The sequence below is a fragment of the Roseateles sp. UC29_93 genome (assembly GCF_042695725.1).
GTDB classification, from domain to species: domain Bacteria; phylum Pseudomonadota; class Gammaproteobacteria; order Burkholderiales; family Burkholderiaceae_C; genus Roseateles; species Roseateles noduli_A.
Genome location: NZ_CP170545.1, coordinates 243,550 through 257,840 on the forward strand (window position 1 = coordinate 243,550; position 14,291 = coordinate 257,840).

Annotated in this window: 15 protein-coding genes; 9 read left to right on the plus strand and 6 right to left on the minus strand. The window is 69.3% G+C overall.

From position 1 onward, the window contains the following. Positions 1–206: 206 nt before the first annotated feature. Genes ACFJIX_RS01090 through ruvC form a run of 3 tightly spaced genes read left to right on the plus strand, consistent with a single transcriptional unit; the run spans position 207 to position 2,388 of the window. On the plus strand, positions 207–836 hold the full coding sequence (locus tag ACFJIX_RS01090; protein ID WP_377157097.1) for a lysophospholipid acyltransferase family protein: 630 nt from the start codon (positions 207–209) through the stop codon (positions 834–836). Next, positions 833–1,819 carry a phosphatidate cytidylyltransferase gene (locus ACFJIX_RS01095; RefSeq protein WP_377157099.1) on the plus strand — a complete coding sequence of 329 codons (987 nt, stop codon included), beginning with the start codon at positions 833–835 and terminating at the stop codon, positions 1,817–1,819. Before ACFJIX_RS01090 ends, ACFJIX_RS01095 begins: the two co-directional genes overlap by 4 nt. Before the next feature lie 20 nt (positions 1,820–1,839). Continuing rightward, positions 1,840–2,388, plus strand: a complete 549-nt coding sequence (gene ruvC / locus ACFJIX_RS01100) for a crossover junction endodeoxyribonuclease RuvC (RefSeq protein ID WP_331616849.1) — start codon at positions 1,840–1,842, stop codon at positions 2,386–2,388. Between the two features lie 15 nt (positions 2,389–2,403). Here the strand turns inward: ruvC and ACFJIX_RS01105 are convergent, their stop codons facing one another. Beyond that, positions 2,404–2,913 (minus strand): cupin domain-containing protein, encoded by a 510-nt coding sequence (locus tag ACFJIX_RS01105; RefSeq protein ID WP_377157101.1) that lies wholly within the window; start codon positions 2,911–2,913, stop codon positions 2,404–2,406. Positions 2,914–3,072: 159 nt separating this feature from the next. Between ACFJIX_RS01105 and ACFJIX_RS01110 the strand changes: the two genes are divergently transcribed. Next, positions 3,073–3,288, plus strand: a complete 216-nt coding sequence (locus ACFJIX_RS01110) for a DUF1902 domain-containing protein (protein ID WP_377157103.1) — start codon at positions 3,073–3,075, stop codon at positions 3,286–3,288. Between the two features lie 3 nt (positions 3,289–3,291). Here the strand turns inward: ACFJIX_RS01110 and ACFJIX_RS01115 are convergent, their stop codons facing one another. Then, entirely contained in the window at positions 3,292–3,627 is a 336-nt protein-coding gene (locus ACFJIX_RS01115) for a DUF805 domain-containing protein (protein WP_377157105.1), read from the minus strand. Positions 3,628–3,806: 179 nt separating this feature from the next. On the opposite strand from ACFJIX_RS01115, the gene ACFJIX_RS01120 reads away from it, so the two are divergent. The 5 genes from ACFJIX_RS01120 (at position 3,807) to ACFJIX_RS01140 (ending at position 9,237) form a co-directional block, all read left to right on the plus strand. Then, positions 3,807–4,184, plus strand: a complete 378-nt coding sequence (locus ACFJIX_RS01120) for a hypothetical protein (protein WP_377157107.1) — start codon at positions 3,807–3,809, stop codon at positions 4,182–4,184. 28 nt (positions 4,185–4,212) lie between these two features. Further along, complete coding sequence (locus ACFJIX_RS01125; RefSeq protein WP_377157109.1) at positions 4,213–4,746, plus strand: RNA polymerase sigma factor; 534 nt, start codon at positions 4,213–4,215, stop codon at positions 4,744–4,746. Positions 4,747–4,756: 10 nt separating this feature from the next. After that, entirely contained in the window at positions 4,757–5,653 is an 897-nt protein-coding gene (locus tag ACFJIX_RS01130) for an anti-sigma factor family protein (protein WP_377157111.1), read from the plus strand. Between the two features lie 64 nt (positions 5,654–5,717). Next, positions 5,718–7,475 (plus strand): ABC transporter ATP-binding protein, encoded by a 1,758-nt coding sequence (locus tag ACFJIX_RS01135; protein ID WP_377157112.1) that lies wholly within the window; start codon positions 5,718–5,720, stop codon positions 7,473–7,475. Then, on the plus strand, positions 7,462–9,237 hold the full coding sequence (locus ACFJIX_RS01140) for an ABC transporter ATP-binding protein (RefSeq protein ID WP_377157114.1): 1,776 nt from the start codon (positions 7,462–7,464) through the stop codon (positions 9,235–9,237). The genes ACFJIX_RS01135 and ACFJIX_RS01140 overlap by 14 nt, the downstream gene beginning before the upstream one ends. 73 nt (positions 9,238–9,310) lie before the next feature. On the opposite strand, the gene ACFJIX_RS01145 is transcribed toward ACFJIX_RS01140, so the two are convergent. From ACFJIX_RS01145 to ftsZ, 4 genes are all read right to left on the minus strand, one after another. Beyond that, positions 9,311–9,496, minus strand: a complete 186-nt coding sequence (locus ACFJIX_RS01145) for a hypothetical protein (RefSeq protein ID WP_377157116.1) — start codon at positions 9,494–9,496, stop codon at positions 9,311–9,313. Between the two features lie 19 nt (positions 9,497–9,515). Then, positions 9,516–10,451 (minus strand): UDP-3-O-acyl-N-acetylglucosamine deacetylase, encoded by a 936-nt coding sequence (gene lpxC, locus ACFJIX_RS01150; RefSeq protein WP_377157118.1) that lies wholly within the window; start codon positions 10,449–10,451, stop codon positions 9,516–9,518. 23 nt (positions 10,452–10,474) lie between these two features. Then, positions 10,475–12,640: an ATP-binding protein gene (locus ACFJIX_RS01155; protein WP_377157120.1), complete on the minus strand. Its 2,166-nt coding sequence runs from the start codon at positions 12,638–12,640 to the stop codon at positions 10,475–10,477. 295 nt (positions 12,641–12,935) lie between these two features. Next, on the minus strand, positions 12,936–14,171 hold the full coding sequence (gene ftsZ / locus ACFJIX_RS01160; RefSeq protein ID WP_377157122.1) for a cell division protein FtsZ: 1,236 nt from the start codon (positions 14,169–14,171) through the stop codon (positions 12,936–12,938). Between the last annotated feature and the right edge of the window lie 120 nt (positions 14,172–14,291).

Here is a 14,291-nt window from a genome sequence, read left to right on the forward strand (position 1 = left end):
GTCATACGCCCGCCGGAGACGATGACCGGTTCTTGCAAGATTTCCAACGAAACAGACTTACTTGAGTTGAACCCCTCGTTGAGTGGAGCCATCGTGGCGTGGAACCCTCGTTGAATGGAGTCATCGTCTCCGGTGTCGGCGCGGACGGGTCCCGGGCCGAACGAGACTCCGAGCCGCCCCACCCGCAGTCCGGGATAATCCGTCCCATGGTCCTTGCCGAAATCACCGGCCTGTTCCTGTCCTGGCTGGCGCGCCTGATCACCGGCGCGCAGGGACACTGGAAAGGCTGTCCCCCGACGTCCGAACAACGCATCTACTTCGCCAACCATCAGAGCCACTTCGACTGGGTGCTGATCTGGGCCTCGCTGCCCGGCGAACTCCGCGCCCGCACCCGCCCGATCGCGGCGCGCGACTACTGGACCAGTTCCGCGCTCAAGACCTGGCTCACGAGCGCCGTGTTCAACGCGGTCTACGTGAGCCGCACGCGCGCGACACCCGACGAGGACCCGCTCGAGCCGCTGGTCGACACGCTGCAGGGCGGCGACTCGCTGGTCATCTTCCCGGAGGGCACGCGCTCCAACAAGGGCGCGCCGCAGGCCTTCAAGGCCGGCCTCTACCACCTGTCCGAGCAGTTCCCCGACGTGCAGCTCATCCCCACCTGGATCGACAACGTCCAGCGCGTCATGCCCAAGGGCGAGATCGTGCCGGTGCCCATCCTGTGCACCGTCACCTTCGGCGCGCCGATCCGGATCGAACCCGGCGAGGACAAGCGCGCCTTCCTGGAACGCGCGCGCTCGGCGGTGATGGCGCTGCGTCCCGGAGGATGGAAGGAATGAGGTGGCTCAAGTCATTGAACAGCGGCGAGCAGGTCGCCTTCCTGTTCGTCGTGCTGTTCGGCGCGCTGCTGCTGGTGAGCATCGGCTCGGTGCTGTGGTCGCTGCGCGAGCGCCCCGACGACCAGCAGGAAGCCTGGCAGGCGCGCTGGGCCAGGTTCCGGCACGAGCTCAACATGGTCTGGGTCGGCGCCTGCCTGTTCTGGGCCGCGTGGGTGTCCGGGCCGGTGGGCGCGACGCTGCTGTTCGCCGTGTTCTCGTTCCTGGCCTTCCGCGAGTTCATCACGCTGCTGCACACCCGCCGCGCCGATCATCGCGGGCTGATCATGGCCTTCTTCGTGATCCTGCCGCTGCAGTACGTGCTGGTGGGCACGCGCCACTTCGACCTGTTCTCGGTGCTGATCCCGGTCTACGGTTTCCTGGCGATCCCGGTGGCCAGCGCGCTGGCGGACGATCCGGGGCGCTTCCTGGAGCGCAATTCGAAGATCCAGTGGGGCATCATGGTCTGCGTCTACGGCCTGTCGCACGCGCCGGCGCTGCTGCTGCTCGAGTTCCCGAAGTACGAGGGCCGCGGCGCCTTCCTGCTGTTCTTCCTGGTGGCCGTGGTGGCCTGCGGGCAGATCGCGCAGGCGATCGCGACCAGCCGCTTCCGCGCCAAGCCGGTGGCGCGCCGCATCAGCCGCTCGTTCACGATGAAGGCGTGGTGGATCGGCGCGTTCACGGCGGCGCTCGCGGGTGCGCTGCTCTACTGGATCACGCCGTTCAAGGCGGGCCAGGCGGCGATCGCCGCGTTCGTCGCGGCGGGCTGCGGCAGTTTCGGCGTGTTCGTGATGCAGGCGCTCAAGCGCGACGCGGGCATCAACGCCTGGGGCAACCGCAGCGCGATCACCGGCGCGGTCGGCCTGCTGGACCGCATCGCGGTGATGTGCTTCGCGGCGCCGGTGTTCTTCCATTCGGTGCGGTGGTATTTCCGCGCCGGCACCTGAGACTTGAAGGAGTCGACGGCATGCGCATCCTCGGCATCGACCCCGGCCTGCAGACGACCGGCTTTGGCGTCATCGACGCGGACGGGCCGCGGCTGGCGTACGTGGCCAGCGGCACGATCAAGACCAACGCGCTGCCGACCGGCGACCTGCCGGGCCGGCTGAAGATCCTCTACGACGGCATCCGCGAGGTGGTGTCGCGTTACCAGCCGACCTGCGCGGCGGTGGAGATCATCTTCGTCAACGTGAACCCGCAGTCGACGCTGCTGCTGGGGCAGGCGCGCGGCGCGGCGCTGACGGCGCTGGTGTCGTGCGACCTGCACGTGTCGGAGTACACCGCGGTGCAGATGAAGAAGGCCATCACCGGGCACGGCGGCGCGGCGAAGTCGCAGGTGCAGGCGATGGTGGCGCGGCTGCTGAAGCTGCCCGGCGAACCGGGCAAGGACGCGGCGGATGCGCTGGGCATCGCGATCATGGACGCGCATGCCCGCGTGTCCTTCGAGGCGATGGGCAAGCAGACGACGCTGCAGCGTCGGCAGCACGCGCAGTTCAAGGGCTCGCGGACGTATTGAGCGCGGCGGCCCGGTTCAGGGTTCGTCGTGCCAGTAGTCGAGGTCGCCCTCGCCCACCTTGCGGATGGCCTCGAACGGTTGGGTCGCGTTGGCGGGCACGTGTTCGGCCATGAACTTGTTCGAGTCCGGATAGACGCAGATCTCCGGCTGTTCCATCGTGCTGACGGACAGGTAGCGGATCGGCGCGTCCGAGGTGTTGATGATGTGATGCGGGTACTCGGGCCCCGCGGGGATGAAGATCACGTCGCCGGCCTTGATCGGCAGGCGCTCGCCGGCGACGCGCAGCGTGCCGGTGCCCTCGAGGATGATGAACATCTCCTCCTGCGCGTAGTGCAGGTGGTACGGGCAGGTGGTCTTGCCGGGCTCGACGATGTCGTAGGACGCGCCGAGCTTGCGCGCGGCGGTCCCGCGCGCCAGACGCGCGGAGCGCGCCTCGTACATCGGCTCGCGCTTGAACGAGGTCAGCTCGGCCTCGTGGAAGTTGCGGATCAGCTGGGCGGCTAGCGCCTGGGCGCGGTCGGTCATGCGGGGGTCTCCTGGCAATCCTGACAAACTGAAGTGGCGGGTGCCACGCGTTCCGGTAGTCGCAGACTAGCTTTGAAACCGCTCCCCTACCAATCCATGCCGCAGACCATGGGGACATCGCTGACTAGCATTGATTGCTCCCGACCTTCAGGAGCACCCATGCCTCAACCATTCCAGATCGACGTCAACCACGACCCCGAAGCCGAGGTCTGGATCGCCCACTCATCCAAGGTGCCAGGACTTGCCATCGAGGCCGGCGACCTTGTGACGCTCGACGATCGACTGCAGCAGATCGTCCCCGAACTGCTCGAAGCCAACGGCTGTGCCGCCGGCCCCCAGAAGCGATGGACTTACGTGCTGAGGCTCAGCGCGTGATCATCACGCCGTCGTCGCCGTGCCCGCGCCGTAGCGGTTCGGCTGGCTTGGCTGGACGAGCCAGTAGATCATCACGATCCAGCCGATCAGCGGGATGATGCCGATCAGCTGCCACCAGCCGCTGCGGTCGATGTCGTGCAGCCGGCGCGCCGCGACGGCAAAGGACGGCAGCAGCGTCAGCAGCGAAAAGACCAGGCTCAGCTTGTCCGAGAACACGCTCAGGATCGCCGAGCCCAGCACCAGGAAGAGCACGAACCACCAGTACTCGGACCGGCTCGCGGTGCCGTTGAAGTCCGCGTACTTGCGCAGGCAGGTCTGGATCGAATCGCCGAAATTCATGGCACTCCCTTTTTCTCGTGTGAACATGGACGTCCCCGGATCGGGGACCGCCGGATCGTAAGGGCCTGCCCCCGACGTGGCGATCCCTCCGAGGGTGGAAGAAAGTCAGTTGGAATAAGTGGCCCTCCCACCGTGTTCATGCAATACCCCCCACCTGACTTCAACCCAGGAGACTCCGCATGACGAAGACCCTCAAGCTGACCGCCGCCGCCATCCTGATGGCCGCCACCGGCCTCGCCGCCGCGCAGTCGGCCCCCGCGACCGCCAAGGGCGACGCGCTGGTCGGCCCGAACGAGATGACGCTCTACACCTTCGACAAGGACACCGCCGGCAGCGGCAAGAGCGTGTGCAACGGCGGCTGCGCCACGAACTGGCCGCCGCTGATGGCCCGCGCCGAGGACAAGGCCTCCGGCGACTGGTCCGTCATCACCCGCGACGACGGCTCCAAGCAATGGGCCTACAAGGGCAAGCCGCTGTACTTCTGGGTCAAGGACACCAAGCCGGGCGAACGCAGCGGTGACGGCGTCAACCAGGTCTGGCACGCTGCAAAGCCATAAACGGCCTGGCTCGCAGACCGTCTCGCCCATGCCTCTGGTCCTCGACGAAGCGCTGCCGCTGCTTCCCCGCCTGCGCCGCCATGCGCGGCTGCTGTGCGGCGACCATGCCCGGGCGGACGACCTGCTGCAGGACACGCTGGAACGTGCCGCCCGCAAGGGCGCGCTGTTCCATGCCGAGCCGGGGCCCGCGCGCCAGGATGCGCTGCGCAACTGGCTGCTGACGTTGATGCACCGCCTCTACCTGAACCAGCGGCGCGACGCCCGCGAGGCGATGCACGACTCGCTCGACGAGGACGACACCCCGCAGCCGACGATCGAGGAGCCGCAGCAACGCGTCGCCCTGCGGCTGGACCTCGAACGGGCGCTGGCCGCGCTGCCGGCGGCCTCGCGCGAGATCCTGCTGCTGGTCTGCGTCGAGGAACTGAGCTACCAGGACGCCGCCCGCGTCCTGGACGTGCCGGTGGGCACGGTGATGTCGCGGCTGTCGCGCGCCCGCGACCGGCTGCGCCTGTCGATGGACGGCGCCGCATCGGGCCGCCCGCCGCTGCGGGTGGTGAAATGAGCGCCGCATCATGACGCCCGACGACATCGACTTCGACGAATCCACCCTCCACGCGTACGTGGACGGACAACTGCCGCCCGAACGCGCCGCGCAAGTCGCGGACTGGCTGCTGCGCCATCCGCGCGCCGCGCAGCAGGTGCTCGGCTGGCGCGAACAGCGCGAGTCGCTGAAGGCGCTGCATCGCGACTGGCTCGACGAACCCGTGCCGGCGTCGCTCACGACCGCGCTGCGCCCGCCGGCGGCCAATGCCTCACGCTGGCCGCGCGCCTGGGCGGCGGCACTGCTGCTGGCCCTCGGCCTGGGAGCCGGCGCTGCGGGCGGCTGGGGCGGTCATGCCTGGTGGTACGGCAAGAAGGAAGCCGCCGCGATGGCCGCCGCCGATGCGGCCGCGCGCGCCGCCGGCCGCGATCCTTCAATTCCGGAATACGTCCGCGACGCCGCCATCGCGCATGCCGTCTACCAGCCCGAGAAACGCCATCCGGTCGAGGTCGGCGCCGACCAGGCCGATCACCTGATGCAATGGCTGAGCAAGCGGCTCGGCCAGCCGCTCTACGCGCCGGTCCTGCGCGACTACGGCTGGAAGCTGGTCGGCGGCCGCCTGCTGCCCGCCGGCGACGATGCATCCGTCGGCGCGGCGCTGGCCCGCGCGCAGTTCATGTACGAGAACGAGGCCGGCGAACGCTTCACGCTCTACGTCAGCACCGGTGCGAGTTCACCCGAAGCGCCGGTGGCTTTCCGCCTGATGCGGCGTGTCGAGGCGGGCCAGACCACGCGCAGCCTGTACTGGATCGACGGGAAGCTGGCCTACGCGCTCAGCGGCAGCTTCGACGAGCGGCGCCTGCGCGTGCTCGCCGATCTGGTCCACGCGCGCATCGGCATGATCGCGCGGGCGGCCTCCGCGCCGTGAGGCTCGCCCGGACCATGGCCCTGACCTTCCGGCGGTCAGGACCCGGCGGGCACAATGCGCGGCCATGTCGTCGTCCCTCTCTCGCCTGATCGTCGGCCACATTCGCGGCCACTGGCGGCCCTACGCGGCCAGCGCGCTGATGCTCAGCACCATCGCCGTCCTGACGGTCTGGATCCCGCGGCAGGTGGGCCACGTCGTCGACGCGCTGGTCTCGCACCGCCTCGCCGGCTGGGACCTGATCGGACAACTGGGCCTGCTCGTGCTGGCCGGCCTCGCGATCTATCTGCTGCGTGTCGGCTGGCGCCTGGCGCTGTTCCGCACCGCCTATGAACTCGGCCGTCAGCTGCGCATGCGGCTGTACGCGCAGTTGACGAATCAGGGCCCCGCGTTCTTCCACGCCCAGCGCACCGGCGACCTGATGGCGCTGGCGACCAACGACGTCGACGCCATCGAGATGGCCGCGGGCGAGGCGCTGCTCGCCGCCTTCGACGGCTCGCTGACGCTGATCCTGGTGCTGGGCATGATGACGATCGGCGTCGACTGGCGCCTGGGGCTGGCCGCGCTGGTGCCCTTCCCGTTCATGGCCTACGCGTTCTGGCGCATCTCGACGCGGATCCACGTCGCCTCCTCCGATACGCTGAAGCGTTTCTCCGCGCTGAACCAGCAGGTGCAGGACAGCCTCGCCGGCGTGCGCACCGTGCGCGCGCTCGGCCTCGTGCGCCGCAGTCGCGAGCAGTTCGGCGACCTGGCCCGCGACGCCGGCGACGCCGCCTACCAGGCGCAGCGCTGGGAAGCGATGTTCGAGCCGGCCGTCGGCCTGTCGCTCGGCGCGGCGACGGTGATCGCGCTCGGCGTCGGTGCGTGGCTCGTCGGCACGGACGTCATCAGCATCGGCCAGTTGACCGCGTTCACGATGTACCTCGGCCAGTTGATCTGGCCGATGTTCGCCGCGGGCTGGGTGCTGTCGCTGCTGGAACGCGGACGCGCCGCCTGGTCGCGGCTGCAACCCGTGCTGGATGCACCGGTCAGCCTGGTGAACACCGGGACGAGCGACGTCCCCGCGCACGCCGGCATCACGTGGGAGCACGTGTCCTTCCGCTACCCCGGCATGACGCAGCCGACGCTCGAGGACATCGCGCTGACGCTGCCGCCGGGCCGCACGCTGGGCATCGTCGGCGCGACGGGATCGGGCAAGTCCACGTTGCTGCGTCTGCTGCTCAGGCAGTACGAGCCCGACGCGGGCACCGTGCGCCTGGGCGGCATCCCCGCGCCGCAGATCCGCCTCGAGGCGCTGCGGCGCGCGCTCGCCTGGGTGCCGCAGGAACCCTTCCTGTTCTCGGCCTCGGTCGCGGACAACATCGCCCTCGCGCGCCCGGACGCGACGCGCGAGCAGATCCTGGCCGTGGCTGAACTCGCCGCCGTGCACGACGACATCGCGCGGCTGCCGCTGGGTTACGACACGCTGGTCGGCGAACGTGGGGTCACCTTGTCCGGCGGCCAGCGCCAGCGCATCGCGATCGCGCGGGCGCTGCTGGCCGAGGCGCCGGTGCTGCTGCTGGACGATGCGCTGTCGGCCGTCGACAGCGGCACCGAGACGCAGATCCTCGACCACTGGCGCGAGTTGCGCCAACGGCATCCCGAGCGCAGCCTCGCCGTGGTCAGCCATCGCTTGTCGGCGGTGATGGAGGCCGACGAGATCGTCGTGCTGAAGCAGGGTCGCATCGTCGAGCGCGGCCGTCATGAGGAGCTGCTCACGCTGGGCGGCTGGTATGCCGGCCAGTGGCGCTATCAACAACTGGAGGCCAGCCTTGACGCCGCCTGAGAAGAGCGCGCAGAGCGCTCAGAACGACCACTCGCCGCGCGAAGCGCTGGCGCTGCTGGCGCAGGCCGCCGCGCCGGAGCGCCGCGGCCTGGTGAAGGGACTGGGCTGGCTGGTGGTCGCGGCGTCGCTGGAGGCGATCGGCCCCATCCTCGGCAAGCACTTCATCGATGCGCACGTGCTGACGCGCAACTTCGAGCTCGGCCCGATGGCGCTGCTGCTGGGGGCCATGCTGCTCGCGGGCTGGACCGCCAGCCTGCTGCGTTACGCGCAACTGCGCCGCATGGCCTCAGTCGCGCGGCGCTCGGTGCTGCGCCTGCGCGAGCAGGTCTATGCGCACGTGCTGGCGCAGCCGATGGCCTTCTTCGACCGCAGCATCACCGGCCAGTTGCTGAGCCGGATCACCAACGACACCGACGCGGTCAACAACCTGTACCGGCAGGTGCTGTTCGTGATGCTGGACTCGACCATCGTCGTGGCCGGCGCGCTGGTCGCGATGGCGTGGCTGGACTGGCGGCTGATGCTGATCGTGCTGGCGCTGGTGCCGGCGAGCTCCGGGATCATCTGGCTCTACCAGCGCGCGAGCAGCGGCCCGGTGCAGCGGGCCCGCGCCTTGCGCGCCGAGCTCAACGCGCAGATGGCCGAGAGCATGGCGGGCATGGCGATGCTGCAGTCGGCCGGCGCCGCGCAGCGCTTCGCGGCGCGCTACGAGACTGCCAACCGCGCGCAGCTCGACGCGCGCGTGCAGGAACTGCGCGCCAACGCCTGGCTGCTGCGCCCGGCGCTGGACCTGCTCAACGTGCTGCTGATCGTCACGGTGATCTACGGCTTCGGGCTGCGCGAGCTGTCGGGCCTGGAGGTGGGGCTGCTGTACGCGTTCCTCGCCTACATCGCGCGTGTCGTGGAACCGCTGATCCAGATCACGATGCAGTTCAGCCAGCTGCAGCAGGCGCTGGTGGCCGCGTCGCGCGTGCGCGCGCTGCTGCGCGAGCCCTGCGAGCCCCGGTCGTACCGGCCCGACCTCGTGGTCGGCCCGGGCGCGATCCGCTTCGAGCACCTGCAGTTCGCCTACAAGCCCGAGCAGCCGGTGCTGCGCGACCTGGACCTCGACATCCCGGCCGGCAGCTTCGTCGGCATCGCGGGCCACACGGGCTCGGGCAAGTCGACGCTGCTGGCGCTGCTGCTGCGCTTCTACCAGCCGCAGCAGGGCCGGATCCTGATCGACGGACAGCCGCTCGACCAGTTGCCCGACGAGACCTTCCATGCCGCACTCGGCCTGGTGCCGCAGGAGCCGTACCTGATCGCCGGCAGCGTGCGCGAGAACATCCGCATGGGGCGCGCGATCTCCGACGAGAAGATCGAGGCGGCGGCCCGCGCGTCGCGCGCGCATGAGTTCCTCAGCGCGCTGCCGCAGGGCTACGACAGCCGGCTGGGCGACGGCGGGCTGGCGGTGTCGACGGGGCAGAAGCAGCTGATCGCGCTGGCCCGCGCGCTGGCCGGCGATCCGCGCATCCTGCTGCTGGACGAGGCGACGGCCAACATCGACAGCGCCACGGAAGCGCAGGTCGGCGAGGCGCTGCGCGCGCTGCGCGGCCAGGTCACGGTGATCGCGATCGCGCACCGGCTGTCGACGATCCGCGACGCCGACCAGATCGTGGTGCTGAACCACGGCCACCTCGACGAGCGCGGCACGCACGACGAGCTGATGGCGATCGACGGCGGGATCTATCAGCGGCTGGTGCAGTTGCAGGCGCTGGAGGAGTAATGCTCCCGCCCTGAAAGTGCGAAGGCCGCTCGATGAGCGGCCTTCTTCGTTGGAGGAGGAGCGCGGAGCTCGGCTACACCAGCAGCACCAAACGCTCCAGGATCAGCACCGCGAAGAAGCCGATGCCGGCGATCACGGTCCACTTGATCAGCAGGATCCCGCGCCGGCGCCAGATCGGCTGCTTCGTGCCGATGTAGACGGCGAAGCAGAGCAGACCGGCCGCCAGCAGCAGGGCGAAGACGAGACGGAAGACGAGCACCTTCAGCGATCCTTCGGGCTCACCACGCCGGCGCCAGCTCGGCGAACCCCGCCGGCGCGTCGCGCTCGTCCTCGAAGGTCACGATCTCGTACGCCTCGGCGTCCGACAGCAGTTCGCGCAGCAGCAGGTTGTTCAGCGCGTGTCCGCCCTTGAACGAGGTGTATGCCGCCAGCAGCGGATGCCCCACGACCTGCATGTCGCCGATCGCGTCCAGGATCTTGTGCTTCACGAACTCGTCGTCGTAGCGCAGCCCCTCGGCGTTCAGCACGCGGTAGTCGTCGACCACGATCGCGTTGTCCATGCTGCCGCCCAAGGTCAGCCCGCGCGAACGCATCAGCTCGATGTCCTTGGTCATGCCGAAGGTACGCGCCCGCGCGATCTCGCGCTTGTACTGGCCGCTGCCCATGTCGAAGACATACTGCTGGCCCGTCGCCGACACCGCCGGGTTGTCGAACTCGATCTGGAAGCTCAGCGTGTAGCCGTGGTGCGGCACCAGCTTCGCCCACATCAGGCTTTTGCCCTCGCCCTTGCGCACCTCCACCGGCTTCTTCACCCGCAGGAACTGCTTGGGCGCGTTCTGCAGCTCGATGCCCGCGGACTGCAGCAGGAAGACGTAGCTCGCCGCCGATCCGTCCAGCACCGGGACCTCGTCCGCGTTGATGTCGATCAGCAGGTTGTCCAGCCCCAGGCCCGCGCAGGCCGAGAGCAGATGCTCGATCGTCTGCACCTTGGGCAGCCCCGGATCGCCCTGCGGGCTGATCGTCGTGGCCATGCGCGTGTCGCAGACGCTGTGCGTGTTCACCGGGATGTCGACGGGCTGGGCCAGGTCGACGCGCCGGAACACGATGCCCGTGCCGGGCGCGGCCGGGCGCAGCGTGATCTCCACCTTCTGGCCGCTGTGGATGCCGACCCCGACCGCACGGGTCAGCGATTTGATGGTGCGTTGCTTGATCATGGCCGTATTGTCCCAAAACGGGGTCAACCCTGCTGGGCGCCGGCCTGGATCACGGCCTCATGGTCGGCCCGCGCCACCGGCAGTCTCAACGTCACGACGGTGCCGTGCCCGGGGCTGCTGTCCACGCGCAGCAGTCCGCCCAGCACCTTCGCGCGGCGCTGCAGGCCGCGCAGCCCGCGGCCCTGCGCGATCGACGCCACGTCGAAGCCCTCGCCGTCGTCCTCGACACGGATCTCCACGCGCTTGCCGAGGTCGCGCGTCACCACCCGCACCCGCGACGCTCTCGCATGCTTCAGCGCGTTGGTCAGCGCCTCCTGCATCAGGCGCAGCACGTGCAGCGCGTCGGGCGGTTCCAGCCATTCCAGCGGCGGCAGGTCGTGTACGTCCCATTCCAGCTTGAGCCCGCCGAGCTGCAGCCGCTTGCCCAGGCGGTAGCGCATGGTCGCCAGCAGCGACACGATGTCGTGGCCCACCGGCTCCAGCGAGTCGATCACCAGCCGCAGGTCGTCGACGCATTCGCGCAGCACGGTCACGACCTGATCCTGCGGCATCGAGCCCTGCTCCACCGCCACCATCGCCGACAGCAGCGACGAGCCCAGCCCGTCGTGCATGTCCTGCATGATCCGCTGCCGCTCCAGCAGCAATGCCTGCTGGCGCTCGACCTCGCGCAGCTTGTCGTGCTGCGCGCTCAGTTGCACGCTCTGCTCCTGCAGCCGCTGCGCGAGTTCCCCGTTGGCGCGCTCCACCCCGCGCAGCGCCTCGATGTAGCGGAACTGCACCGCGTACAGGAAGCTCGCCAGGATCACCAGGGTCGCGAACGGCATCAGGTAGATGTGCTCCGGCCACCACCAGCCCGCGAGCAGGCCCAGGTCGTGCACGCCCAGCACGACGCCGATCACCAGCGCGGCGGCCATCACGCGCAACTCGCGCGTGCCCTGGCGCCAGGCCACGCTGGCCACGAAGCCGGTGCCCGCCAGGCCCACGACCGCATTGCAGATGTGCAGCAGCACCAGCGCGTCGAAACCGTTGCCCCACAGCGGCATCGACGCGAGGCTCGACACCAGCACGAAGAGCCCGATGCCGCGCTCGAAACGCGTGAAGCGCTGCCGCGCGAAGCGCAGCGCGAAGAGGAAGGTCAGCAGCATCACCCACGACATCGAGGCGTGCGTGACCCACCAGAACCATTCGAGCGCGTCGCGCGTGCGCGGCAGGTCCAGGTGGTAGTGGAGGTTGCGCACCAGCCACGCCACCGTCGCCAGCGAGAACAGCAGGTAGGACGGGTCCTCGCGCCGCTTCACCCACAGCACGAGTGCGAAGAGCCCCAGCGTCACCAGCGTCAGCCCGGTCGCCTGCGGCACGCCGATCTGCAGCACCCAGCGCCGGTCGTGGCGGGGCTCGAGGTCCTCGCGCGCGCCCAGCCACACGCTGGACACGGAGTAGTAGCCGGCCTGCATCACGGGGACCGCGATGATCACCTCGATCTCGCGGGCCTGCTGGATCTCGGTCAGCGCCGACGGCAGCACCACCCACAGCGGCCGCACCCATTGCTCGCGCGCGCCGGACTGGTTGTCGAAGACCGGCCGCCAGCCGTCGTCGGTCTTCACCAGCACCGCCGCCGCCAGCGCCACCAGGCGCGGCATGTAGAGCGCGACGCTGGTCGGCCAGCGGCCGTTCGGCGCGGCGTAGCGGACGCGGTACCAGCGCATCTGGAAGCGCACGTCGCTCGTGTCCTGGGTCGCTTCGCGCTGCTGCACCTCGGGCAACCGGATCCGCTGCCACGCCGCCGGGTCCTCCGGCGGCAGCAGTCCCCGCGGCAGCGCGCCGTTCGCGCCGTCCATGACACGCAATGAGCGCCACCAGGCCTTCAGCTGATCCTGTGTCCAGTCGCTGGTGGCGACCTCCGCCTCGGTCGCGCGCTGCGCGCCGGCGAGCGGCGCCGCCTCAGGCACCGGCCGCGCCGGTCCGAGCGGCGACGCTTGCAAGACCTGCGCGGGGGGTGCCGCGCCGGTCGCCTGCGCGGGCTGTCCGCCTTGCGCTCGGCCCATTTCGGGCATGAACGCGAACAGCGCCAGCACCAGGCTGGCCAGCAGCGCGATCAACAGCGGTGTCGACGGGCGCGACGCCCACGCCCGCCGCGCACGCGCGGCCGGCAGTGCCGACGTCGTTTTCCCAACCTCACCGTGGACCATGCATTCGCTCTGTCTTGTGATCGCGCGCCAGTGTGCCGAAGTTCACCGAGTGGCACGAGCGTTCATTTGCAACAGACGCCCCGCATCCCTCAAATGCGCGGGCGCGTTCCGTGGCCGCCAGGGCAGTGCTTTGGGATGCACCGCTAGGCGCGAACCGGAGTCATAGCGGTGCTATGACGAGGATTCGCAACGACGCGGGGCGCCCGAAAGCACTGCCCTGGCGGCCACGGGAAGAAAAAAGGCCACGTCCTGGCGGACGTGGCCTTGAAGCTGATGGCGTCGAGAGCGTTCGGTCTCAGTCCGCCTGCTTGCGCAGGAAGGCCGGGATCTCGATCTCGTCCATGCCGTTGGACGACAGGGCCTCGACCTTCGCCGCGGCCGTGCGGCCATGGCGCCAGACGCTCGGCACGCTCATGCCGCCGAAGTCCGTCGCCGACATCGGCGCCGCCGCCGGCGTGCCTTGCGCGGCGGCCGAACCCGGCATCACCACCGGCTGCGTCAGCACCGGCATGTTGTCGGTGCCGGTGCGCAGCTGCGGCTGCTGCACGACGAGCTGCGGCTGCTGGCGCGCCGCGGCGCGCTGGCTCAGGCCGGTCGCGATCACGGTGACGCGCAGCTGGTCGCCCAGCGATTCGTCGTAGGCCGTGCCGTAGATGATGTGCGCGTCTTCAGCGGCGTAGCGCTTGATCGCGGTCATCGCGTTGCGACTCTCGGCCAGCTTGAAGTTGTTGCGGCTGGCCGCGATCAGCACCAGCACGCCGCGCGCGCCGGACAGATCGATGCCTTCCAGCAGCGGGCAGGCCACGGCGCCTTCCGCCGCCTTGGACGCGCGGTCCGGACCGGCCGCGACCGCCGTGCCCATCATCGCCTTGCCCGGCTCGCTCATCACGGTCTTCACGTCTTCGAAGTCGACGTTGACCAGGCCCGGCATGTGGATGATGTCGGAGATGCCGCCGACCGCGTTCTTCAGCACGTCGTTGGCGTGCGCGAAGGCCTGGTCCTGCGTGACGTCGTCGCCCAGCACTTCCAGCAGCTTGTCGTTGAGCACGACGATCAGCGAGTCCACGTTCGCCTCGAGTTCCTGCAGGCCCAGGTCCGCGGCCTTGCCGCGGCGGTTGCCTTCGAACTCGAACGGCTTGGTGACGACGCCCACCGTCAGGATGCCCATTTCCTTGGCCACCCGCGCGATCACGGGCGCCGCGCCGGTGCCGGTCCCGCCGCCCATGCCGGCGGTGATGAACAGCATGTGCGCGCCGGTGATGGATTCGCGGATGCGCGCCTCGGCTTCCTCGGCGGCGGTTTTGCCGACCTCGGGTTTCGCACCGGCGCCCAGGCCGGTATGGCCCAGTTGCAGGAGTTGATCGGCCTTGGAGCGATTCAGGGCTTGGGCATCCGTGTTGGCCACGATGAATTCCACGCCCTGGACACCTTGGCTGATCATGTGCTCGACCGCGTTGCCGCCGCCGCCGCCCACGCCGATCACCTTGATCTGGGTGCCTTGATCAAACTCTTCGATCATCTCGATCGCCATATCAAACCTCCTGTCCATATTGTGCAGTTGCCATCAGCAAAATAGAAGTGGGATCCACCCTTTTTTAGGGGCAAAACCCTCAAACGTCGTAAAGAAAGCGTGAGCCGGTCAGTGCCAGCT